At 50.8% G+C, this 21,446-nt stretch carries 20 protein-coding genes and 1 pseudogene; 4 read left to right on the top strand and 17 right to left on the bottom strand.

Features of this window, described 5'->3' with window-relative positions:
* The first annotated feature begins 161 nt into the window (after positions 1–161).
* Both ACKWCC_RS00410 and ACKWCC_RS00405 read left to right on the top strand, forming a co-directional pair.
* Positions 162–2,555 carry a DUF2339 domain-containing protein gene (locus tag ACKWCC_RS00410; protein WP_413993903.1) on the top strand — a complete coding sequence of 798 codons (2,394 nt, stop codon included), beginning with the start codon at positions 162–164 and terminating at the stop codon, positions 2,553–2,555.
* A complete protein-coding gene (locus ACKWCC_RS00405) occupies positions 2,545–3,771 on the top strand; it encodes a DUF3999 family protein (protein WP_413993902.1) in 1,227 nt (408 codons plus the stop codon). The genes ACKWCC_RS00410 and ACKWCC_RS00405 overlap by 11 nt, the downstream gene beginning before the upstream one ends.
* Before the next feature lie 54 nt (positions 3,772–3,825).
* On the opposite strand, the gene ACKWCC_RS00400 is transcribed toward ACKWCC_RS00405, so the two are convergent.
* The 5 genes and pseudogenes from ACKWCC_RS00400 to ACKWCC_RS00380 form a co-directional block, all read right to left on the bottom strand.
* The gene (locus ACKWCC_RS00400) at positions 3,826–4,668 is read right to left on the bottom strand and encodes a DUF6596 domain-containing protein (RefSeq protein ID WP_413994119.1); all 843 of its coding nucleotides are present in this window, start codon (positions 4,666–4,668) and stop codon (positions 3,826–3,828) included.
* A 135-nt stretch (positions 4,669–4,803) separates the two neighbouring features.
* Positions 4,804–5,031 (bottom strand): annotated as a pseudogene (locus tag ACKWCC_RS00395) (RNA polymerase sigma factor); the annotation flags it as partial.
* Positions 5,021–5,368, bottom strand: coding sequence for a YciI family protein (locus tag ACKWCC_RS00390; RefSeq protein ID WP_413993901.1), 348 nt, complete (start codon positions 5,366–5,368; stop codon positions 5,021–5,023). The gene ACKWCC_RS00390 and the pseudogene ACKWCC_RS00395, both read right to left, overlap by 11 nt.
* Positions 5,369–5,530: 162 nt before the next feature.
* On the bottom strand, positions 5,531–6,283 hold the full coding sequence (locus ACKWCC_RS00385; protein ID WP_413993900.1) for a carbohydrate-binding family 9-like protein: 753 nt from the start codon (positions 6,281–6,283) through the stop codon (positions 5,531–5,533).
* A 162-nt stretch (positions 6,284–6,445) separates the two neighbouring features.
* Positions 6,446–6,868 (bottom strand): c-type cytochrome, encoded by a 423-nt coding sequence (locus ACKWCC_RS00380; protein ID WP_413993899.1) that lies wholly within the window; start codon positions 6,866–6,868, stop codon positions 6,446–6,448.
* Between the two features lie 223 nt (positions 6,869–7,091).
* On the opposite strand from ACKWCC_RS00380, the gene ACKWCC_RS00375 reads away from it, so the two are divergent.
* Together ACKWCC_RS00375 and ACKWCC_RS00370 are read left to right on the top strand one after the other, a co-directional pair.
* Positions 7,092–7,703: a DEAD/DEAH box helicase gene (locus tag ACKWCC_RS00375; protein WP_413993898.1), complete on the top strand. Its 612-nt coding sequence runs from the start codon at positions 7,092–7,094 to the stop codon at positions 7,701–7,703.
* A gap of 157 nt (positions 7,704–7,860) precedes the next feature.
* Positions 7,861–8,208: a DoxX family protein gene (locus ACKWCC_RS00370; protein WP_413993897.1), complete on the top strand. Its 348-nt coding sequence runs from the start codon at positions 7,861–7,863 to the stop codon at positions 8,206–8,208.
* Here the strand turns inward: ACKWCC_RS00370 and ACKWCC_RS00365 are convergent.
* From ACKWCC_RS00365 to ACKWCC_RS00310, 12 genes are all read right to left on the bottom strand, one after another.
* Entirely contained in the window at positions 8,205–8,573 is a 369-nt protein-coding gene (locus ACKWCC_RS00365; RefSeq protein WP_413993896.1) for a DoxX family protein, read from the bottom strand. The two genes, ACKWCC_RS00370 and ACKWCC_RS00365, sit on opposite strands and share 4 nt — an antisense overlap.
* Before the next feature lie 23 nt (positions 8,574–8,596).
* Positions 8,597–9,106, bottom strand: a complete 510-nt coding sequence (locus ACKWCC_RS00360) for a CIA30 family protein (RefSeq protein WP_413993895.1) — start codon at positions 9,104–9,106, stop codon at positions 8,597–8,599.
* 167 nt (positions 9,107–9,273) lie between these two features.
* Positions 9,274–9,948, bottom strand: coding sequence for a ferredoxin reductase domain-containing protein (locus ACKWCC_RS00355; protein ID WP_413993894.1), 675 nt, complete (start codon positions 9,946–9,948; stop codon positions 9,274–9,276).
* 436 nt (positions 9,949–10,384) lie between these two features.
* Entirely contained in the window at positions 10,385–11,026 is a 642-nt protein-coding gene (locus ACKWCC_RS00350) for an SDR family oxidoreductase (protein ID WP_413993893.1), read from the bottom strand.
* A gap of 194 nt (positions 11,027–11,220) precedes the next feature.
* A complete protein-coding gene (locus ACKWCC_RS00345; protein WP_413993892.1) occupies positions 11,221–11,811 on the bottom strand; it encodes a fasciclin domain-containing protein in 591 nt (196 codons plus the stop codon).
* Positions 11,812–11,907: 96 nt separating this feature from the next.
* Positions 11,908–14,928, bottom strand: coding sequence for a M16 family metallopeptidase (locus ACKWCC_RS00340; RefSeq protein WP_413993891.1), 3,021 nt, complete (start codon positions 14,926–14,928; stop codon positions 11,908–11,910).
* Between the two features lie 48 nt (positions 14,929–14,976).
* Complete coding sequence (locus ACKWCC_RS00335; protein ID WP_413993890.1) at positions 14,977–15,750, bottom strand: class I SAM-dependent methyltransferase; 774 nt, start codon at positions 15,748–15,750, stop codon at positions 14,977–14,979.
* A 172-nt stretch (positions 15,751–15,922) separates the two neighbouring features.
* Positions 15,923–17,800 carry a CocE/NonD family hydrolase gene (locus ACKWCC_RS00330; protein ID WP_413993889.1) on the bottom strand — a complete coding sequence of 626 codons (1,878 nt, stop codon included), beginning with the start codon at positions 17,798–17,800 and terminating at the stop codon, positions 15,923–15,925.
* Between the two features lie 486 nt (positions 17,801–18,286).
* Entirely contained in the window at positions 18,287–19,180 is an 894-nt protein-coding gene (locus ACKWCC_RS00325; RefSeq protein WP_413993888.1) for a sugar phosphate isomerase/epimerase family protein, read from the bottom strand.
* A 4-nt stretch (positions 19,181–19,184) separates the two neighbouring features.
* Positions 19,185–19,892, bottom strand: coding sequence for an aminotransferase class IV (locus ACKWCC_RS00320; protein ID WP_413994118.1), 708 nt, complete (start codon positions 19,890–19,892; stop codon positions 19,185–19,187).
* A 26-nt stretch (positions 19,893–19,918) separates the two neighbouring features.
* Positions 19,919–20,077: a hypothetical protein gene (locus ACKWCC_RS00315; RefSeq protein WP_413993887.1), complete on the bottom strand. Its 159-nt coding sequence runs from the start codon at positions 20,075–20,077 to the stop codon at positions 19,919–19,921.
* Between the two features lie 96 nt (positions 20,078–20,173).
* Positions 20,174–21,430, bottom strand: a complete 1,257-nt coding sequence (locus tag ACKWCC_RS00310) for an FAD-dependent oxidoreductase (protein ID WP_413993886.1) — start codon at positions 21,428–21,430, stop codon at positions 20,174–20,176.
* Positions 21,431–21,446 lie beyond the last annotated feature (16 nt).

Raw genomic sequence — 21,446 nt, 5'->3', positions numbered from 1 at the left:
GATGCCATTTTTAGCACTCGGTTGCGTTCCATAGCGTAATTTTCCACGGTATTCAGGGGTTTCTTCACCGAAAAATAGGCCCTACCTTGCCAACAAAATGGAGGCGAGAACGTTTTAGAAGGGGTACCTTCTCATAGTGAACCAAAAAAAACCGAACCAATATGGCCAATAATTCAGAACAACTGGGGAAGCTCTTGGACCGGGTGGAATTGCTCTTGCAACAGCAGGCCACACTGAATGAAGAGGTGCAAGCCTTAAAGGGGGAGGTACTGGCGCTGCGCGACCCATCGGCGTCCAAAACCGAACGGGACGCCTTCCCCATTGCCGCGCCAAACGTGGCGAAAACGGAAAAAATGGCCCAAGAGCCGGAAATGGCGGTGGATTTTACCGCACCAAGCACCGAAGAGACCGTTGCTGTGGAGGATGCCATGGCCGAGGAAACCGTAGTGCCCCCCAATAAAGCCATGGGCCGGCCCCGTGGAAAATCGAACCTGGAAAAATTCATTGGGGAGAACCTGATCAACAAAATAGGTATTCTCATCACCATCATCGGGGTGTTCATTGGCGCCAAGTATTCCATTGAAAACGACCTGATCAGTCCCATGACCCGTATTGTTCTGGGGTATGTGCTGGGACTGGTGCTGGTGGGCACCGGGTTAAAACTAAAGGCCAAATACACCGGTTACAGTGCGGTTTTGGTCAGTGGGGCGTTGGCGATCATGTACTTCATCACCTTTGCCGCATACAGCTTTTATGGTCTTTTTCCCCAGGTCCCTGCCTTTGCCATTATGGTGCTCATTACCCTTTTTGGCGTGGTGGCGGCCTTGAACTACAACAAACAGATCATAGCCCATATGGGCTTGGTGGGCGCTTATGCGGTTCCTTTTTTGTTGAGCAACGATCAGGGCAATGCGGCGATCTTGTTCAGTTTTGTGGCCTTGGTGAACGTGGGCATCTTGTTCATTTCGCTCAAGAAGTATTGGAAACCCCTTTATTACGTGGCATTTGCCTTTACTTGGGCCATATATACGGTTTGGGTGGTGTTCTCTTATGAGGCCAACACAGAATTTGCCCTGGCCTTTGGCTTTCTCACGGTCTTCTTCCTTATTTTCTACGCAACCTTTTTGGGCTATAAATTCCTTAAATCGGAAGTGTTCAAGGTTTCCGATATTGTCATGTTGTTGCTCAACTCCTTCATCTTTTATGGATTGGGGTACGGACTGCTCACGGACTTGGAAAGGGGCAATGAGCTGCTGGGCCTGTTCACCTTGGTCAACGCCGTGGTGCACTTTGGGGTAACCACCCTTATCTTTAAAAAGAAATTGGCAGACAACAACCTGTTCTACCTCTCGGCAGGATTGGTGCTCACCTTTGTCACCATTGCCATACCCGTTCAGTTGGAGGGGAATTGGGTAACGCTGCTATGGGCCGCAGAGGCGGCCCTGCTCTATTGGATCGGTACGGGCAAGAAGGTACGGGCCTATGAGTACATGTCCTACCCGCTCATGGCCCTGGCCCTTTTCAGTCTTTTGGACGACTGGGCCAGTGGTTACGGAAATGCGCATTGGGCAAGCACGGACGGTATTCTCCACGTTCCGTTGACCAATAGTACCTTCCTTACCTCGGTCTTGTTTTTAGTGGCTTTTGGCCTTATCCTTTTCCTGCAAAGAAAACGTGCTGGCCAACGGCAGGCGGAAGGGAAAAAACTTTGGGACACCTTGATGGAAATTGCGGTGCCCGCCACTTTCCTTGCCGTGCTGTACGCAGCCTTCTCTTTGGAAGTGGACCAGTACTTTTCCACCCGGTTTTATGCATCCGAACTCAAGTTGGGCGCTGGAGATCGGGCCCAAATTATCCAAAATTGGGACATTGATCGCTTTGGCCATGTTTGGCTGCTGATCTACAGTCTTTCTTTTGTTGCGCTCTTGGCGGCTTTCAATGTTTTTAAGCTCAAGAATAGGGCGTTGGGCCTGGTGACCTTGGTGATCGGCATTTTTATGGGCACCATCTACCTCACGGGAGGTCTTTACACCCTCAGTGAGCTTAGGGAAAGCTATTTGAACGGAATCCTGGCCGAACATTATGAGGTGGGTTCCCACAACCTATGGATCCGCTATGTGGCCCATACGTTCTTTGCCCTTTTGCTATGGTGCATGCACCGGCTGGTTCGGCAAGATTTTATGCGCATCAACTTCAAGATCCCCATGGAGCTATTGGTCCATATCAGTGCGCTCTGGCTGGCCAGCAGTGAACTTATCCATTGGATGGCCATCGCCACGGAAGATACCTCCTACAAGCTGGGGTTGAGCATCCTTTGGGGTGTCTATGCCCTGTTTTTGGTTGCCTTGGGCATTTGGAAGGGCAAGCAGCACCTGCGCATTGCCGCGATAGTGCTCTTTGGGGTCACCTTGATCAAGCTGTTTTTCTATGATATTGCCTCCATGAGCACCATTTCCAAGACCGTGGTCTTTGTGTCCTTGGGCATCCTGATGTCCATCATCTCCTTCCTGTACAACAAATACAAACACAGAATAACCAACGATCATGAAGCCTAGCGCAATTTTTTTCGGGGCCTTGTTGCTCCCCATCTCTCTTTTGGCCCAATTGGGCGACTATGACAACAAAATTCCCTTGGAGGGCATAACGGACACTTGGCACGGCATCACCTTGCCCAACACGGTCTTTGGCAAGGTGAAGCACGACCTATCGGACCTTCGCATCTATGGCATCACGGACACGGACACTTTGGAAGTGCCCTATGTGCTGCGCACCTCCGCCGCCCAGCGCAAAATGGAAGCCGTGACCTTTAAGGAGATCAACCAGAGTGACGATGCCGCCGGGCACTACCGTACCTATGCCCTCCCCGTGGCGGGGCCCATCAATGAAATACAGCTTGATTTTGAGGATGAAAATTTCGACTGGAGCGTAGATCTGGAGGGCAGTCAGGACCAACGCAATTGGTTTACGATATTAAAGGATTACAGGGTGCTGGCCATAAAAAACGAGCAGACCAACTACCGGTTTACCACCTTGCGCTTCCCAGATGCCCAATATCCTTACTTCCGCGTTCGCATAAAAAGTGAAGCGCCCCCACGGATACGGTCCACGGGGCTGTGGCGCAACAAAACGCTTCCGGCGCAGTACGTAAGCCACGAAACCAAAGCGGTAAAGATCTCCCAGGACGGCAAGGCCACCCTCATCGATGTGGACCTGGAAGGTGTGCGCCCCATATCCTTGCTGGGCTTGACCGTGGACAGCACCTACGACTTTTACAGGCCCATTGTCATCAGCTATGTTTCGGACAGCGTGCAGACGGAAAAGGGCATGAAATACACCTATCGCAACTTGGCACGCGCCACCCTGACCTCATTGGAAAAGGCCGAGTTCTCCCTACCCACCACCCTGGTGGACAAGTTGCGCATACGGATCGAAAACCGGGACAACCCACCTTTGGACATTGGCTCCGTGGCCGTCCAGGGATACGCCCACACGCTGTTGGGACGTTTTACCGAACAAGCCGATTATTTTCTGGTCTATGGCAATGACAGGGCCAGAGCGCCGCAATATGATCTGCAACAAGCCCGGGCGGCCCTTCCGGAAACCGCCACGGCCCTTGGTCTGGGCGCCGAAATGTCCATTGCCAAGGCCAAAGTAAGAAGGCCCTCCCCCCTGTTCGAGAACAAATGGTGGCTCTATGCCATTATGAGCATTGTGATCGTGGTGCTGGGCGCCGCCACCATTAAGATGATGGGACAAAAGGCTTCCGAGTAGTTGGGTTGGTCAAGTGTGCCAGCGAAGACCAAATATGGAATTTCTTTAGTTACATCATGGTGTAAGATGCTCCAGAATATAATCCCTTCTTACTTTTTGATGTAATCTTTCTAAAACATTTTCAATGGTTTTTTCCGTTTCCAGTGATTTCCCATTTTTAAAGATAGTGGCCTTTACCAAGCATAGATAAAGATGGTCGTTTGGCAATTCGTTTTCCACGTGTTCCCATAATTCTTTGGTTTCCCCCATTCTTTGTGCTTTGCTCAAACAATAGCAAAGGTTCAATTTGGTAATGGGTGAATAGGAAACGGAAAGCAGTAGTTGATAAAGTTTGATTATTTCGTTCCAATGCGAAATGTCAATCTTTTTCGCCGTCATATGCTTGCATGCTATCAGGGCTTCCACATAATATTTGTTCAGGGTCGATGGTTTTTGTAGGTAGTAAAATCCCAAATCCATAAAATCCTTGTTCCATTGTGTCTTGTCCTGTTGAAAAAAGGAAATGATTTTATGGTCCTTTATTTTGGCCGGAATTCTTGCCAAATGGAAACAGAAATGGGCAAGAAGGTTTTTGGTGGTCAATTGTTTGAATTTGGCCAATAGGATTTTTGCCAGTGCCACTGCCTCCAAACACAGCGCTTCGTTGAAAATGTACTTGTTTTTTTGGCTAAAAGAGTCAAAACCGATGTTGAAAATCGCATAGAGAATCTCTTCTATCAATACAATTTCTTTCTCGGTGATGTGCTCAAAGGCGGAATCGAAATCCGCATCTTTTGTCGCTTGCTGAAAGTCTTTTTTTGCCCTATTGATGCTCTTGTAAAGGGCTTCTTGGGAGATGAGGGTACATGCCCCGATTTCCTCGATGTGCAGGCCAAAAATGTTCTTCAGAACAAACACCACTTTTGCCTTGGGAGAAACGGTTTTAACTTTTATAAGAAAAAAAATAGTTTTTAGCCTTAGATCTTCGTTTGCGCTATCATGGTCCCCGTGGGCTTTAAAACGTGTTGTAGAGTGACGTTTACTTCCTTTTTTTAGTTGGTTCAGTACATCGTTGCGGGCAACAACGAACAGCCAGTTTTCCTTGTTTTTCGGAATTTTATTTGGTTGCCAGCTCTTTAAGGATTTTAAAAAAGCATTTTGAATGGCATCTTCAATTTCGCTCAAATGCTTACCCCCGAACTGACGGAAAAGGGCAGAAAACAGTTTCCCGTACAAAGCCCTGTAACTGGATTCCACGACCAATGAAGTTCTATTCCCCATACTCCATTATAGGTCTTATTTCCGTGGTTCCGCCCCAAAGATGACAGGGACAACTTTTGGCCAAGCCAATCACGGTTTCCAAGTCCTTGGCCTGGAGCAAATAATAGCCACCGATCATTTCTTTGGATTCCAAGAATGTCCCGTCTTTTACGATACTGCTTTTTCCAGAAATGAGAACGCTGTGCTCTTCAAGCCCTTCACCAGATAACAAATGTCCGGATTCGCCCAATTTTTCAGCCCAAGCCATATGGGCTTTCCCCAAGGCTTCCATTTCATCCAGGGAAAGCTTTTGCATTTGCCCAATGTCTTCGTGAAGCAACAATAAGTATTTTTTCATGATAAAGGTTTTCGTTTATGTTAAAGACATTCGCTAACCCTGTTTTTGGACAAACCATATGTTAAAACTTCATTGTAGGTGCCGTTTACCGAAGTATGTGGCGCTGGCCTTGTCCAAAACAAAAGTTTTCCCCCCTGGTTCCCCGGTTTTTGCCCTTGCCCCTTATTCCCCAAAGTGCAGCGTGCCGAAAAATTCGGGACGGTGAAAGTCTGGATTTTCGGTCTGTATGGGACTCCAAGAGAGGTAGTGGGGTTGGGCCGTATCGTCCCCACATTTATAAAAATTGGCCTTGGCCACGAGTCCGTCAAAACTGAGGCCTGGCGTAAAGGTAAAGACGGTTTTGGGAATCACCACGGTCATTTCCCAACGGTGACCGCCGCTACGCTCCTCAAAGGCATCCTTGCCCAGACTGGAGGCAATGGCCAGTTCTTTTTCTATGACCTCCGCGGCCACAAAACGGCGTTCCTTCCTATTGGGGCCATAGGCCAAATGGGTGGTGCCAATGCAATTGAACTCAAAATTGTAATAATGTCCCTTGTCGCCGGGGTCCACAAAAAATTCCACACAGCTGTCCCGGTGCGTGGCGGCATTGGTCTCCGTGTGCCGTGCCAGAATGTGTTCCTCCTCCACATAGAACTTCAACCATATTTCCTCTTGCGCGTGGCCGATCCTGAACCGTACTTTGGGGGCATAGGAAAAGTGCGCCCAGTTTACCGTTCCCACGGTGTGCAGGTCGGTCTTTTCCTCCAGGAGCTTCCCCACCTCTGCCAGGGTCTGAGGTTTGGGCGCCATTATCTTTTGTACCGTCAGGGTGTTTTTCATATCGGTCTGTGCTGTGCTGTTACAAAATACCAATAAAAACGGCAATAGCATGGCTTGTAGTGGCGAAAGGGCAATTTTGTGGGGTGTTGGCATAGTGCGTCAATTTTTTTTTAAAAGGGGTGTTTTTCATTGGCACCACCAAAGGGTTCCATACCCCGGCTTGCCTAGAAATTGAAATTCAGCTTCCTATCATTGCCTCGGCTTGCCCCGGGATAGGTTACTTGACATCCTTGGCCTTGGACTTCTTCAGGGCCTTCATCGCTTTTGGTCTGCCTGTCTTTCATCCACGTGCATCATATAGACGGCTATGGTCTGTAGCTCCTCGTCCGAAATGTTTTGCAAAAACCCATCGATATTTGCCTGCATGATGGCCACTTGGCTGGCCGTGGTATCCACAATGGGGCCTTGTTCCCCTTTAAGAAAAGCCACAATGTCCCCGTCCTCTTTCTTGTACACCTCCATAATTTCCACAATGGACGGACCTATTTTTTGGGTGTTGATGTTATGGCAGGTAATGCAGGTTTTTTCGGAGAAGAGCCTGTTGCCCAAGAATATCTGGGAATCCAAGCTCAAGGCAGCCCTTTGGTGAGGGGCTTGGGCGGGCCCTTTGGCCTTTTTTACGTCTTCCCGGCAGGCCAAGATCAGCAATAAAACAAAAAAGAGGAGGGTCATGCGCATGGTCTCGGTGTATGGGAATGCCTTCCCTAAAGATAGGATAAAGTTTGGACTTGTGAAGCCGTCCCGGGTATCCATGTGCAAAGTCATTTTGGCGGTTACACCGGACCCGGTTCCTTTGGTCTGGCCGCTACTCCCTTGGTGCCCGCCGGCAATTGGCCGGTAGCTCGTATCTTTGCGGTACGGTTGCCCTCCCTTGGGCAGCCAAAACCACCAAAAAATGTCTATGCCCTTTAAAAAATTGCGCCCCGAGCTGCACGAAGCCTTGGAGCGCTTGGAGCTGTCCCAGCCCACGCCGTTTCAGACCAAGGCCATCCCCGTGGTTAAAAGCGGGGCCAATGTCTATGCCACGGCGCCCACGGGTTCGGGCAAGACCACCACGCTGGTGCTCACCACCTTGCAAAAGTTGGGGGGTGCGGCAGAAGGTGCAGCTCCCAGAGCGGTGGTGATCGTGGAGGACAAGGCCAAGGTGCTGGAGCTGCATGCCCTGTTCATACAATTTGCCAAATACACCGATCTGCGCATCTACGCCAGCTACGAACAACTGCATATTGACGTGCAGAAGTCTGAAATCTTTGAGGGCATTGACGTGCTCATATCCACCCCGGCGACCATGAACAAGCTCTTTTTGCTAAACGGGGTAAGTACGTCCCAACTAAGATTGTTCAGTGTGGATGATGCCGATTTCCTGCACCAGAAGTCCGCCGGGAGTGCCTTGCTGTCCGTTGCCCAAAGCCTTCAGAAGTGCCAATATGTGCTTTATGCCAGCCAACTTTCGCCCCAGTTGAAGCGTTTTGAAAATTACTTTATGGAACGGGCCAAAAAGGTGGGCGTTTAGTGGTGCCATCGCTGTATGCCAAGATTACAACCCTGTTGCACGGAAAAGATCAAAAGAGCCTGTGGCCAGGGTGTTTTTGTAAATGTTGGCTCTTTGTGACGCAGAAGCCCATCCGAAGGCTTGGACTTAAGAATGGTGTGATTTAAAAAACGTATTTATGGACCACATCTTTTATCTTACGCTGTTCTCGGGCTTTTCCTTCCTATTTTTTGGCATGGCCTGTTTTGCCACCCAACAGATGAGGCGCGAATTTGAGCGCTACGGCCTGGCCAAGTACCGCAGCACGGTGGGTGCCCTGCAACTGTTGGGCGCCCTGGGCCTTTTTTTTGGGTTCTTTAGGCTGCCGGAACTTCAAGTTGCCGCCGCTGCGGGCCTGGCTTTATTGATGCTCCTAGGCTTTTTTGTGCGGTTGAAAATTAGGGATGGGGTGCTGCAGTTTGCGCCTTCCCTGTTCTACGCCATCTTGAACGGCTACCTGGTGCACCTTTTGCTCCAAGCCCACTAAAACAGTGGAAAGGCAATGTAAAGCGACATACATAAAAACAAAAAGGCCGGGAAGGATTTCTTCAGGGGATCGCCAATTTTCAGGTGCATGGCTATGGACCCCAACAACAGCGCCGCCAGACCAAGGGCAGCCGGCTGCCTGAGTTCCGGAAGCCAGATGGCGGCGATCAAACCAAGGGCAAAAGCCACTTTTAGGGCACCCACCACATAGCACATCCAGACCGGAAGGCCGTACACCTTGAACTCTTCCAGCAAGTTTTGGGCGTTTCCCCCACGCCATTGGGTAGCCTTTTTGTTCTGTATGAGCCAAACATTTAAAATGCTTAAGGCCACAATGAGCTGTAGGGCAATGAGAAGATAGTTCATGCTATGGTTTTTTTAAGGGGTTCTTATTCCAAGTGGATGTGCGCTATGGTCAGGGAAAAGGATTCTTTTTTCTTGTTTCCGATGAGAAAGGCGATTTCCTCCATTTGTTCCCCGGCATAATTGGGCAGGTCCAGACGGTAGCCTCGGAATCCGGGATAAAAGTTGTGAAACGGCAGACTGATGGTCTCCCATTCCCCAGTGGTTTCAAAATGCTGGATATAGGAAAATCGTTCCCGGGAATCACTTTTAATCCTGAATTGATAGGCCTTGCCGTCGCCCTTTAGGCGCAAGACCACTTTTTGGTAGGCGCCCACCTTTCTTTTTTCAAAGCGATGGCGAACGGAGGAAAAGCCACCGTTGTTCTCCAGCCTTACCGTGCCACTGAAATGGGCATGGCCATCGGGGTCCAGCTCCATTTTGCCTTCGCTCACGCCACCCATGACGCCATCGTTCACCACATACCACCGGGCGGGGTTGTCCGGGGTTTGGGCATCAAACAGTACGTAAGGTTGTTCTTGGGTCGTTCCCATCATCAAAATAAGATGAAAAAAGAAAATCAATTTTTTGTTTAATGAAATATAATCAATAATAAACAAAACAAGTGCCCATTAACGAAATCTTGGCAATTGAAGACCGTAACGCTGTCCAAGGGCCCGTTTCAGTGTTTTCAGGCCGCTGGCCCACCCCATTCCGGGAGTTGTCAACTGGTCAAATGCTCTGCCACCAGCTGTTCTTTGGAGATGCCCATGGCATATAGGTCCGCCTCCAGGGCCTCCATCATCGGTGGTGGTCCGCAGAGATATACTTTTTGCTCGGTGTCCAAGCCTTGGGAAGTTAGAAAATCCTGGTCCACTTTCCCGTGATGGTAGTTCTGGTGGTTTTCTTCCGAAAGGATGTGGCTTACCTTTCCATCCAACCAAGTTTCTAGATTTTTCTTTAGTATGATGTCCTTTTCCGTCTTGTTGGCAAAGATCAAGCGGTGGCCGTCAAGTTGTTTCTTGCCCCGCAAGTCCTTTACTATGGCAATAAAGGGAGTGATTCCCGCCCCGCCGGCAATGAAGGTTCCTGGGCCTTGGTAGGAAATGGCGCCCCAAGCATCGCCGATCAACAGGGAATCGCCCACCCTTAGGCCGTCCATTTCCTTGGTAACGCCGTCATGACCAGGGTACATTTTTATGGTAAATTCCAGTTCCACGTCCCCTGGAAGTCCGGTGAAGGTAAAAGGGCGTTTCTTGTTTTCCCAACCTGGTTTGTTTATGGCCACCTCGGTGGCCTGACCGGGCTCAAAGCTGTAATTGGATGGCCGATCCGTGACCAGGCGCAGTACGTCATGGGTAAGGTGCTCTTTGTGTTTTATGTTTACTTTCTGTGTCATGGCGTTTTAATGTCAATGAATGGTGAGAATGGAACAGGACAGACGGAAAAAAACATTCCTGCCAGCTTCGTTCCCTCACCGTGTTTTGTTTGTTGGAAATGATGCAACCACCTTGCGGCGTGCTTCAACCCAGATTAAGCAATGGAAATTCCCCGCCTGAAAGGAACGGGCAGGTATTACGGCTGCCAATCCCTGCAAAATCAATCGTTGCACTGACTTTTGCTCGCTCACCGTAGCGATGGCTACCCGCCCGTACCGAAGGGCACATTCGGGCGGGCCTGCCCGACCGAGTCATTCAGGCGGGCGCCTCAATCGCAAAAGTCTTGATTTTATTGGGCTTTACACCCTCATCACGAAAGTCCAGTGCATAATCTGGGTTCAACTTTTTATTTATGGTGCCACGGATTTTAAAATGGGTGGCCCTATTGCCATGGCCCTATGGCTCCCGATCATCTAGCGCTTTCATCGCTTTCCCGATGAGCGTATTCCCACTGATGATTTCAACGGTCTTGTTGGTGGCTGTATGGTCATGGAGGGATCGGGTAAGGACCTGGGCCACATCGGTTCTGGGAACGGAGCCGCGATGGCCAAGTTGTTCTTTCAGTTCAATGCTGCCCTTGCCCGGGGCATTGGTAAGTGCACCGGGGCGCACAATGGTGTATGCGATCCCGCTTTGTTTTAAGTACTCATCTGCCCGGTGCTTTGCCTCTAGGTAGGCTTGCAGTTCATCCGCTTCTTCCGGGGCGTCCGCACCCAGGGAACTCAACATCACAAATTTTTTCAAATTATGTTTCTTGGAGGAGTCCACCACTTTTTTGGCACCTTCTTGATCTACCTCCAGCACTTTTTTTCCACCGGAACCTGCCGCAAAGACCACCTTGTCCATATCCTGTGCTATGTTGGGGATATCGGTTTCCAGATCGCCCATTCGGGTTTGCACGCCCTGATCGGCAAAGGATTGTATTTGCGCTTCTTTGCGCACCATTGCTACTGGTTCAAAATTTTGTGAGGCCATTAAAAACTGAACCACCTTTCTTCCGGTGGTGCCGGTGGCACCCACTACCAATACATTTTCCATTTTTTCTGTTTTTCCAAATATGGCGCCATATAAGGGAATCGCTTGGTGCGATCAGGTTAATAATTGATGCAAACAATGCTGCTCGTTACCAATTACATACAAAAGCGAGACAGGTCTGGACCATCATTTGGATTTGGGCAAAAAAAAACCACCATAAACATGGTGGTTTCGGCAAAAAATAATGCGCTGATGAATTATTCTGGCATCACCACCGTATCTATGGCGTGGATGATTCCGTTGGAGGCCTCCACATCTGCGATGACCACGGTGGCCGTACCGCCTTTGGCATCGGTGAGCACTACCTTATCACCGTCCATACTCAAATCTATCGTGTTTCCTTGCACCGTTTCCACGGTATAGGTGCCATCGTTGCTCTTAATGGCGCCCACCACGGTGGCCGCATCAAAGCTTCCGGAAACCACGTGGTAGGTCAATATCCCGGTCAGTGCCTCCTTGCTTCCGGGCTCCAATAGGGAGGCCACGGTACCCTCTGGCAGCTTGGCAAAGGCATCGTTGGTGGGTGCAAAGACCGTAAAGGGGCCTTCGCCGCTTAAGGTTTCCACCAAGCCTGCGGCCTGTACCGCGGTGACCAAGGTGCTAAAAGCCTCGTTGCCCGCGGCCACCCCCACAATATTGGGTTTGGTCTCCACCACTTCCTCCACCTGGGCTTGGACTTCAGTGGCGGCATCGTTAACGGCTTCTTTCACTTCTTTCTTCTTTTCCCCGCAGGAAACCACCATCAATACAGTGGCAAAGGACAATAGACTTTTGGCAATCATTTTCATAACTATTTGTTTTTGTTCAGGTCAAAGGTAAGCAATGAGATTTTTTGTTTACCCTATTTAACAAAAACTTAGACAAAATATAATCCTCCCGCGTTGTTATTTTTGATGGATGGTTTTCATCTTGAGGGGCACCACCTTGCCCAGTTTGCCCAGGGCTTCCATATCCATGGCTTTGGTATTGCCGTAAATGGTAATGGTCAGGGGCTTGTCCTTAATATTGGCTTCATAAAAGGTTTTGATATCCGTGAACATCAAGCCGTCCATATCCTTAAAAAGTTGTTCGTTGGGGTCTTTTTCGTGGCCCGAACCCAAAAAGGTCTCTGCCTTTGCGGACCATTCCCTAAAATCAGGGGCACCGGTGCCCGCCGCCAAGGTGAGTCCTTTTTTTAGGCTGGGGAGTCGATCGGGGTATTCGGGCATGGTCTTCAAAAGGTCCATGACCACCGTTACGGCGTCCACGGTCTTGTCTGCCTGGGAACCGGTGAACAGGACCAGCCTGCCCTTTTTGTGGGGCTCGTGATCCGGACCGATATAAGCGCCGCCCGTGGCGTAGGCCAAAGAGCGAAACTCCCGTACTTCCTGGAACAAGAGTCCCGAGAGCCCATCCGTATAATAGTTTTCAAAGGCCTTTTTCTTAAAATGGTCTTCTTGCTTTACCATTTCGCCCTGTACCACATAGTACACATGGCTCTGTATGGCCTTTTTGTCATGCACCACATAGATGGTGGTTTCATTGGGGACTTTGGCTTCCTTGAAGGTGTAGGCATTGGTGGTGTTCTTCCCAAAAAAAGGATTCTTGGCCATTTTCAGGAGACTTTCTTCGGCCGATTTTTGACCTACGTAATGCAGGCTGTTGAAACCATGGGCAAAAAGAACAGCGACCTCTTCCTTTAAAAGGGCGGGCTCCATCTTCTTGAGTTCCTTTAGCGGTGTCCGTTTTTTGTAATCGGATTGGTTCCCGTACAGGCCATATCCATACAGGATGTTTCCTGCCGTAGCGGGGTCGTTTCCGTCTATTTTATTTTGGGTCTTTCTTTGGTTGTAAAGGTTCATGAGCGTTGCCCGGGTGGGCTTAAAGTCGCGCATAAGATGCTCCAACAGCCCAACGGACGCCTCAAAGTTATCGTCAATACCGGTGAGGGTCACCTGAAATTTGTTCGTCTGGGCACTAAAGAAATAGGTGGCCCCCAATTGGGCGAATTCACTCTTTAAGGCCTGCACGGTATGGGTGTTTGTACCGGCATTGTTAAGGGCATTGGCCAAGATGGGCAACAGGGCATCGTCCCAGGTTCCCTTGGCGATGTTGGCCGTTAGGGTAAAAACGTTGTTCATTGGATTTTTGGTGTGGTACAAATAGTCCTGGTACACCTTTACGTCTTCCCCCATGGTGATGAAAGATGGTGCCGGTTCTTCCTCCGGTAGGGTTTCAAAGGTTTTGGCAAAGGCCGATTTGGCCGTGGTCCTGGCCTCTATGGGCTTGTAGGCGGGCTTCTTCAACTTCTCTTTTTTGGGGAAGCCGGTTCTGGACTGCATGGTAAGGTAATCTTCTCCGTAATAGGTCTGGGCCACCCGCTGAACGTCCGCTTTGTCCACCTTTTTCAAGGCTTCCGTGTAGGAGAGCAATTGGGCCGGGGGAAGGTCATAAATAAAGCTGAGTCCCAAGTACCGGCTACGGGTTTCCAAATCTTCCAAGGATCTGGAGAACTGCCGGTACATGCCGTTTTTAATGGATTGGAAATAGCTGTCCGAGAAATGGCCCTGGGCAATGCCATCAAAGCTGGCCCTTAACTTCTCTTCAAAATGTTTTAGCGATCGTCCAAAGATCTTTGGCACGTAGATTAGGGTGCTGGCGCCGTCCTCTTCCAAAAATTCCTGGTACCCAGTGGCATAGAGCACTTTGTTTTCCAGATTGAGTTGGTCCAGAAACCCGGTTTCGTTGTCGTTGTACATCATTTCCCCCAAAACGGAGAGGGCGGCGCGGTCCGGATGGCCAAAGGGCACCAATTTATAGCCCAAAAAGCCGACTTTTATGGGAGTGATGCGTACTTTCTCCACTTCCCTGCCCTTGAACGTATGGGGCGCATTGTTCTTAAAACGGGGTTCAGGGCCCTTGGGAAGTTGGCCAAAGCTTTCTTCTATGTAGGTCTTTGCCGTGGCGACATCAAAATTGCCACTGAGCACCAGGGCCATATTGTTGGGCACATAGTAGGTCTTGAAAAACTGGTACATTTTTTCCAAGGATGGATTTTTCAAGTGCTCCACGCTGCCCAATACGGTCTGGGAACCGTAGGGGTGCGCGCCGTACAGACGTTGGTCAAAAGCTTGGACAATACGTCGCTGGAGGTCGTCATTGGCACGGTTCTTCTCCTCGTAAACGGCCTCCAGCTCACTCTGGAACAACCGGAACACGGGGTCTTTAAAGCGGTGGGCATACAGGGCCAACCACTTGGGCAGTTGGTTGGGCGGAAACTGGTTGTAATAATTGGTGTAGTCATGGCCAGTGCTGGCATTGATCTTGGTGCCGCCAATGGATTTCAACAAGCGGTCAAATTCGTTGGGAATGGCATATGCTGCGGCTTTGAGCTCTTCTTCATTGATTTGTAATTGAATGGTCCGTTTTCTGTCGGCATCGGTTTCTTGGGCCAAGGCTGTGTAGAGGTCCTTTATGTTATCCAAGTGCACCTTTTCTGCGGCATAATCCAGGGTGCCCAGGGTGGTGGTGCCCTTAAAGAGCATGTGCTCCAAATAATGGGCAATGCCGGTGGCATCGGCGGGATCGTCCTTGCCGCCCGCATTTACCCAGACGGAACCGTAAATGGTGCTGGCACCGGCATCTGGGTTCAGATAGACCTTAAGGCCATTGGCCAAGGTATAGTGTTCCAGTTGTAGGCCCGGGTTGACCATGGCGCGCGCTTCTCGGGCGCTGGGTCGATCAAGGGCGATCTGGGGCCCTGAAGAAGCAACTTTTGGGTGTTTCAGAGGGGCTTTGGCAGCGGACCCCCCGATATCTTGGACCGCTGTCGTGACGGAAACGGCCGATTGGTGGTTTGGTTGGGGCGATTGGCCCATGGTGATTTGGCAGCCGAAGCAGCCCAAGAACAATAGTATTTTTTTCATCGTCTTCTGTGTAGTTGTAAGGGTTGGATGATATGCCCTGAATCTAGATCAGGGTTGGTTTGCGGTGCTCTTTTTCACAAAGACCAAACAATGTTGCCATGGCAGGTTTTCAATGTTTTTTTCCAGGGTGAAGCCCACCGCTGCCATTTCCTTTACGGCCTGTGCCTCGGACATTTTATGCACCCGCTTTATGGGCACTTGGGCGTCCTCTGCCCTGTATTCCACGAGATAGAGCTTGCCGTTGGGGCGCAGGGCGCCGTAAATGGAGGTCATCATTTCGTAGGGATGGTCAAATTCGTGGTACACATCCACCATCAAGACCTTGTCCACCGTATTCGGTTCCAAATGGGCACTGGTGGCACTGCCTTTAACGGTGCTGATGTTGGTGAGGCCGCCCACCTCTTTTTTCCGTTGTATCTCGTTGAGCATTTCCTGCTGTATGTCCACCGCGTACAGATGCCCCGCTCCCACTTTGGGCGCCATTTTAAAGATGTGGTATCCGGAGCCGGCACCAATGTCGGCTATGGTATCCCCTTCCTGTATGTCCAAATTTTTAAGTAGGGCGGCAGTGTCCTCTTCCCTGTCGCGTTCCGGGCGTTCCAACCAGGCCATTCCCTGAAAGCCCATCACGTGGGCTATTTCCCGGCCCATGTACCATTTCCCTGTTCCATTTGGGTCGCCCTTACGGTAGGTATAGCGTTGTGGGGTCTCCAAGGACGGGTCCCCAACCGTGCCTTGTTTCGTGGTCTGTCCTTTGCACTGGAGCATCAGCAGACCAAGGAGGGCGATCGGGAGGTGCTTGCGGGCCATTGGTGGTATCATGTTTTGTTTTTTGAAAGATAAGCTAGCAATATCAGATTAAAACCTTTTTTCCTCCCTGTCCTAGTTCTACCCCGGTTTCCCCGAAGAACCGTGTTTTGGCCGCTCCCCACAGGCCCATCACCATTTAAACCGGTAATGCCACTTTTTAAGGGGGCCCCGCCCGCATTTCCCGTTACCGAATGGGAAGCCTGATCTGGGACGGGTACTTCTTGGAGTGGTGTATGGTATTGGTGGCCACCACGCCCTCACTTTCGTCATAATTCCTGCCCCCGGTGTTCAGGTTGCGGGCAAAACGCGGGAAATTGCTGCTGGACACCTCAATGCGTATGCGGTGGCCTTTTTTAAAAAAGTTGCTGGTGGCCATCGGGGTCAGGTCCACTTTGTACACGGTTCCTTTTTCCATAAAAACCTCCTTGTCATACCCCTCCCGGTACCGGACACGCTGTATGGTCTCGTGCAGGTTGTAGGCCCTTCCGTCCGGATAGACGTCAATGAGCTTAATGGTGAGGTCGGTATCCTTTACGTCTGACGAAAGATAAAGGGTGGACTCAATGAAGCCCGTGACCTCGGTGCCCTCCTCCAGCACATCGGTGGTATAGACCAGGATGTCTTCCCGTTCCTCCAGTGCACTTTGGTCATAAGCGCCTCCCTTGATGGCGTTTCCGGTACAGCAGACATTGCCCCCGTAGGAATTCACGGGGTTCATGGGATCGTAAACAAAGGTGTCTGGACGGTCTTTGGAGGGGCGTTTTCGGCTCAAGGTGCCGCTTCCGTTCCGGGTATTGGCGGTTCCATCACTATCCAGGTAAAAGGTGGTCATTTTTGTGTCTTTTGGCGGCCATTCTTCCCCGGCCTGCCATTTGTTGCTGCCCATGGTATAGAACTGTACCCGGGGCGTTTTTTCCTTGAAATCGTTTTCCTCGCCCTTTAGCCAAAGGTCCCACCAGGCATAGATCTGTTCTTCGTAATTGAGACGTGCATCGCCCACGTAGCGTTCGCCCACCACGGTATTCTCGGTGGCGCGGGTAAAGGCACAGTGCAAGGTGGGGGCAATGACCAAATACTGGTTGTCCCGTATGGCGGCATCCTTGCTGTTGTTGCGCACGTGGTTAAAAAGGGCAATGTTGGGCGTTACCGAAACATCGTACCAAGAGGAGAACCAGAAGCCCGGGGCACCGATCTCCATATCGTCATGATAAAGACCGCCCGTGAACCAATCCGGATGGTTGGGCGTTCTGCGCACCATTTTGTCGAATATCTCCTTTTTTCCGTTGATGTTTTTCAGGATGTCGGTCAGGGGAAGATGTTTTAATGCTATGGACATGTCCACGGGCGGATTTTCGGGGGCCAGGTCATAAAAGCGGGAAATACGAATCAGGTCCTCTTGGGTGGCCCCTGCGGGAATCCTGGGCTTGAACTTATCGTGCTCCACGCCGTAGAGCCAGGAAAAGAACAGCAGTTGCTCTGCCCCGCCCCGGTACCAGTTGCCCTGTTCCATGATGTCTCCCACACGGCCCACGCCCGCCCCGTAGGCCTGGGGCACCATGGCGGCATGGGCGGGATGGTCCAAGGCGGCCACCGCCATTTGCCACTCTGCCGTGCTGGAACAGCCATAGGTGCCAATCTTTCCGTTGCTCCAGGGCTGGTCCTTCATCCAAGTGAAGGCATCGTAACCATCGGTCAGGGGCACGCCCAAAATGTCCCATTCCCCTTCCGAAAAATAACGGCCACGCTCGTTCTGCACCACGTAGGCGTACCCACGTTTTACGGCTTCCAAGGCCCTTTGGGCCGTGCGCGTGCGCTGCTCGCCGTCTCCCCAAGAATTGAAGTTATAGGGCGTGCGGGAAAAGATGATGGGCACTTTCCCCTCGGTCTTGGGGCGGTAGATGTCCGTGGCCAAACGGACCCCGTCCCGCATGGGCATCATCACTTTTTGGTCAATGATGGCAATGGACTCCAGTTCCTGTAAGATTTCAGAGGGTTCTTGCGCAGTTAAGGTAAACCCGAACATTAAGAAAAGGGCGAAAAAAATGGTTTTTGGTTGTTGCATGATGGTTGTTGTTTCTGTTATCTTTTGCGTTCTGAAGGACATGGGCCTTGGGCTTTTTTTAAGGGTGTATCATCGTTTTTGCCATTGTTTTGGAACGGGCCCTTAAAAATACACAAAAAAGAGGGCTTGTAACGCGGTATGGTTGTGCTTATCGCACCAAGCGAACGTTCGCCGCCCGTTCCATGGACCTTTTTTACCCTTGAAGTTGCCGGTACCGCTAAACAATGTCCTGTCCGGACCTGTGCTAAACGCTGCCCCGACAAGGCCTGCCGGACACTATGGGTGACTTCTTGAACCCGATGAACTGCAGGCTCATCAGCGCTGGGAAAATAGGGAGGCACTGGTCTCCCCATCTCGCGCGTCAGGGCCACATTGGTGAACAGGGAATGAACAGGGAAAACCAAGGTAAACCACAGGATTTTCGCTTTTAAACCTGTCCTATGGATACCCCTGGAGTAGAGTGAATGGTATGGGTGCCAACGCACGCTAGAAATACCGGGCCAAATGGGTCTTGAAGTACGCGGCACTGTCCGTGATGCTCTGTATGGAATTATGGGCAAAGTTCCCGCCTTGCTCAATGTAAATATGTTCCAGGGCATCCTTGTCCAGTTGGGACAGCAGCGAAACATAGTCAATGGAGCCGTTGCCCAGCTCGGAGTAGTCCCGCGTTACCTTGTCCATGTCCTTTATGTGCCACATGACATAACGACCGGGGTTTTGGGCAATATATTGGGCCATGCTGGTCTTGGAAGAATGGGCCACCCAGTACATGTCCATCTGTAGTTTTACCAGCTCCTCATCGGTGCCCGCCAAAATCATGTCGTAGCCCGTTTGCCCACCGAGGTCGGCGAACTCAAAGCCGTGGTTGTGGTAGGCAAAGGAAAGGCCGCCCTCCTTTACCTGCTCCCCCATGTGGTTGAGAAGGTTCACCAATTTCTTATAACCTTCGGCATAGCGGTATTCCGGCGCCAACCAGGGCCAGGTAATGTATTTTGCCCCAATGAGGTGCGAACCCTCAATGCAGTGGGCCAGATATTCCTTTAGAACAGTATGGGGCCCGTTGAAAAATTGGGAGAAATTGTAATGGCCGCTGCTCACCCCAAAGCCAAGGTCATCGATCACCCGCCGAAACTCTTTTGCCTTTAGGCCGTAGAAAGTGCCGTTTTCACTGTCATAGCCAAAAATTTCTGAATCTTCATAGCCCAGCTCCCTTACGGCCTTTAAGGTGCCAATGGGATCGGTGGCCATCACGTCGCGCACGGTAAAGAGTTGCAGTCCCATTTTGTACTTTGGGGCCAAGGGCCTGCTTATAATGGGCAGGGGCAACGCCGTTGATGCGCTGGCCAACCCCGTTTGCCTGATAAAGGTTCTTCTTTTCATGGTCCTATGGCGTTTTGGTTGGGTCATGTTGTTGCAAGGGAAGGGTTAATTTGCCCGCCTTAAGTTTCAGAAAGGCCGTTTGAAGTTTCTGGGTGATGTTCCCCAACTTGTTCCCTTGGTAAAAACAATGGTCATTGCATTGTTTTATCGCGGCGATCTGGGTACTGGTGCCCGCCAAAAAGGCTTCGTCCATATAGGGGATTTCCGCTTCCCTCACGGGATCAATACTTGTTTCCAAGCCCAGATGTTCGCAGAGTGCCAGGACAATCTGTCTGGTGATGCCGTCCAGGATGTGGTGGTTGGCCGGGTGGGTGCGTACCACATTGTCCTGAACAAAGAACACATTGCAGTGCGATGCTTCGGTCACCACCCCATTTCGCAATAAAATCGTTTCATAACATCCTTGCCCCATCGCGTGCTCATTGAGCATTACATTCCCCAAAAGGGAGGTCATTTTTATATCGCAACGGCCCCAGCGGTAATCTTTCGCGGTAACCACTTGGGCGTGTGCTTCATTGATGGGCGGCAGTGTTTTGGGCAGGGCGTATAGCATCACAGTGGGCGGCACGTTCTTGGGAAAGGCATGGGTCCTGGGCGCCACTCCCCTGGTTATCTGTACATAGAGCAAACAGTCTTTTCCCGTTAGGCCGGTGGCGTCCAGCAAGGCCTTGATCACCTCCGGCAGCTGTTGTACATCAAAATCGATATCAATTTCCCGTAAACTGCGCTGTAAACGGTTCAGATGGGCATCCGCATAAAAAAACGACCGTTGATCTGTACCATGACTTCATAAACACCGTCTCCAAAGATAAATCCACGGTCAAAAACCGAAATCTTGGCTTCCGAAGCGGGAAGGATCTGCCCGTTTAAATACACTTTTTCCGGATAAGCGGCCATAATTACTGTTTTGGAAGGGTTTCAAGGTAAGAAAATTTGCCACAACCCGCCCCTCTGGGCATCTTAACATCGCGGTCAGGGCTCTTATGGACAGGGCTATAATTTTACGGCGCCGTCCACCACCTCCAATAGGCCCTCGGCCGCCAGTTCCCCGGCGTGCATGGCCGCGTTCAGCGATCCGTTGAGGAGATAATCGCCCGCCAAGAACATGGTGTTGGTAAGCCGGGTCTCCGTGGGGTCCATTCCGTAACGCAGGTCTTTTAGTTTGGGCAGGGCCTTCTTTATGTTGAAGGTCTTGAGGTAGGTGACATCGGTGATGCCACAATGCAGCTTAAGCTCTTCCTTGATGGTGTTGATCAGTTCATACTCGGTAAAGGTATGTTGTTTTACCACGCTTACCGACAACAGCTGTCCTTGGCCCTGGCTGGTGGTGGGCAGGTTGGTCACAAAATGGAGGTTGTTAATGTAGGCCTCCGGGTCCGGAACCAGCCCGATCATGGGGCGCGCATCATCGGCCTTGGGGACGCTGAAGTACAGGTTGTCCACCGATTTCCATTCGGTGCCCTGGTTGCGCATGTTGGCAATGAGCGGCGCCGCCTCGGTGGCCACGATGGTAAAATCCACCAAAGTTTTAGTGCCATCCTCAAAGAAGACCGTATGGTCCTCGCAGCTGCTCACAGCGCTGTTGTAGCGAATTGTGGTTTGCTTCAGCTGGGAGACCAATTGCTGGGGAATGGCCGTTATGCCGGCCTTGGGCAGGGTGGCGTGGCCCGTGCCAAACATCTTGTACACAAACTCGAACATGCGGGAGGAAGTGGCCAGGTCCGGTTCCAAGAAGATACCGGCAAAAAAAGGTCTAAAAAATTGGCTAATGATGGCCTCACTGAACCCTTTTTCCTTCAAATAGGCCATGGTACTGCGTTCCTCGCTTTGAAAAATGGCTTCGATGGATTTCTTTTTCAGGCTGGAATTGAGCTTTAGGATCTTTACCTTGTCTCCCAAGGTGCCCACACCTGAGGTCAAGGTGGGAAACAACAGGGACGGTTCCCGCAAGGGGTCGCCAAGGGTCACCTTTTTTCCACGTTCGTAGATATGGGCCCCGGGCAGGAAGTGTTGCAGCTCAAGGTCTTGGTAGTTCAAGTACTTTTTGGCCAGCGGATAGGCATCCAATAAGACTTGAAAGCCGTGATCCAACAAATGGCCGTCCTGTACCGTGGTCTTTACGCGCCCACCGGGGCCCTCCGATCTTTCGTAAATGGTGGGGGCATATCCCTTGTTTTCCAGCACTTTTGCAGCGATCAAACCACTGACACCGGCACCGATAATGGCAATTTTCCTGTCCTTTTTTTCCATGCGATAAAAATAAGGA

This window comes from Maribacter aquimarinus (assembly GCF_047345505.1).
GTDB lineage: Bacteria > Bacteroidota > Bacteroidia > Flavobacteriales > Flavobacteriaceae > Maribacter.
The sequence above is the reverse complement of the archived record's forward strand: the minus strand, read 5'-3'. Positions and strand labels throughout refer to the sequence as shown.

Bases quoted from the DNA above. Each gene is read 5' to 3' on its own strand.
- ACKWCC_RS00410 (WP_413993903.1), top strand. From the start codon at position 162: ATGGCCAATAATTCAGAACAACTGGGGAAGCTCTTGGACCGGGTGGAA.
- ACKWCC_RS00405 (WP_413993902.1), top strand. From the start codon at position 2,545: ATGAAGCCTAGCGCAATTTTTTTCGGGGCCTTGTTGCTCCCCATCTCT.
- ACKWCC_RS00390 (WP_413993901.1), bottom strand. From the start codon at position 5,368: ATGAAAAAATACTTATTGTTGCTTCACGAAGACATTGGGCAAATGCAA.
- ACKWCC_RS00385 (WP_413993900.1), bottom strand. From the start codon at position 6,283: ATGCCAACACCCCACAAAATTGCCCTTTCGCCACTACAAGCCATGCTA.
- ACKWCC_RS00380 (WP_413993899.1), bottom strand. From the start codon at position 6,868: ATGCGCATGACCCTCCTCTTTTTTGTTTTATTGCTGATCTTGGCCTGC.
- ACKWCC_RS00375 (WP_413993898.1), top strand. From the start codon at position 7,092: ATGCCCTTTAAAAAATTGCGCCCCGAGCTGCACGAAGCCTTGGAGCGC.
- ACKWCC_RS00370 (WP_413993897.1), top strand. From the start codon at position 7,861: ATGGACCACATCTTTTATCTTACGCTGTTCTCGGGCTTTTCCTTCCTA.
- ACKWCC_RS00365 (WP_413993896.1), bottom strand. From the start codon at position 8,573: ATGAACTATCTTCTCATTGCCCTACAGCTCATTGTGGCCTTAAGCATT.
- ACKWCC_RS00360 (WP_413993895.1), bottom strand. From the start codon at position 9,106: ATGATGGGAACGACCCAAGAACAACCTTACGTACTGTTTGATGCCCAA.
- ACKWCC_RS00355 (WP_413993894.1), bottom strand. From the start codon at position 9,948: ATGACACAGAAAGTAAACATAAAACACAAAGAGCACCTTACCCATGAC.
- ACKWCC_RS00350 (WP_413993893.1), bottom strand. From the start codon at position 11,026: ATGGAAAATGTATTGGTAGTGGGTGCCACCGGCACCACCGGAAGAAAG.
- ACKWCC_RS00345 (WP_413993892.1), bottom strand. From the start codon at position 11,811: ATGAAAATGATTGCCAAAAGTCTATTGTCCTTTGCCACTGTATTGATG.
- ACKWCC_RS00340 (WP_413993891.1), bottom strand. From the start codon at position 14,928: ATGAAAAAAATACTATTGTTCTTGGGCTGCTTCGGCTGCCAAATCACC.
- ACKWCC_RS00335 (WP_413993890.1), bottom strand. From the start codon at position 15,750: ATGATACCACCAATGGCCCGCAAGCACCTCCCGATCGCCCTCCTTGGT.
- ACKWCC_RS00330 (WP_413993889.1), bottom strand. From the start codon at position 17,800: ATGCAACAACCAAAAACCATTTTTTTCGCCCTTTTCTTAATGTTCGGG.
- ACKWCC_RS00325 (WP_413993888.1), bottom strand. From the start codon at position 19,180: ATGAAAAGAAGAACCTTTATCAGGCAAACGGGGTTGGCCAGCGCATCA.
- ACKWCC_RS00315 (WP_413993887.1), bottom strand. From the start codon at position 20,077: ATGGCCGCTTATCCGGAAAAAGTGTATTTAAACGGGCAGATCCTTCCC.
- ACKWCC_RS00310 (WP_413993886.1), bottom strand. From the start codon at position 21,430: ATGGAAAAAAAGGACAGGAAAATTGCCATTATCGGTGCCGGTGTCAGT.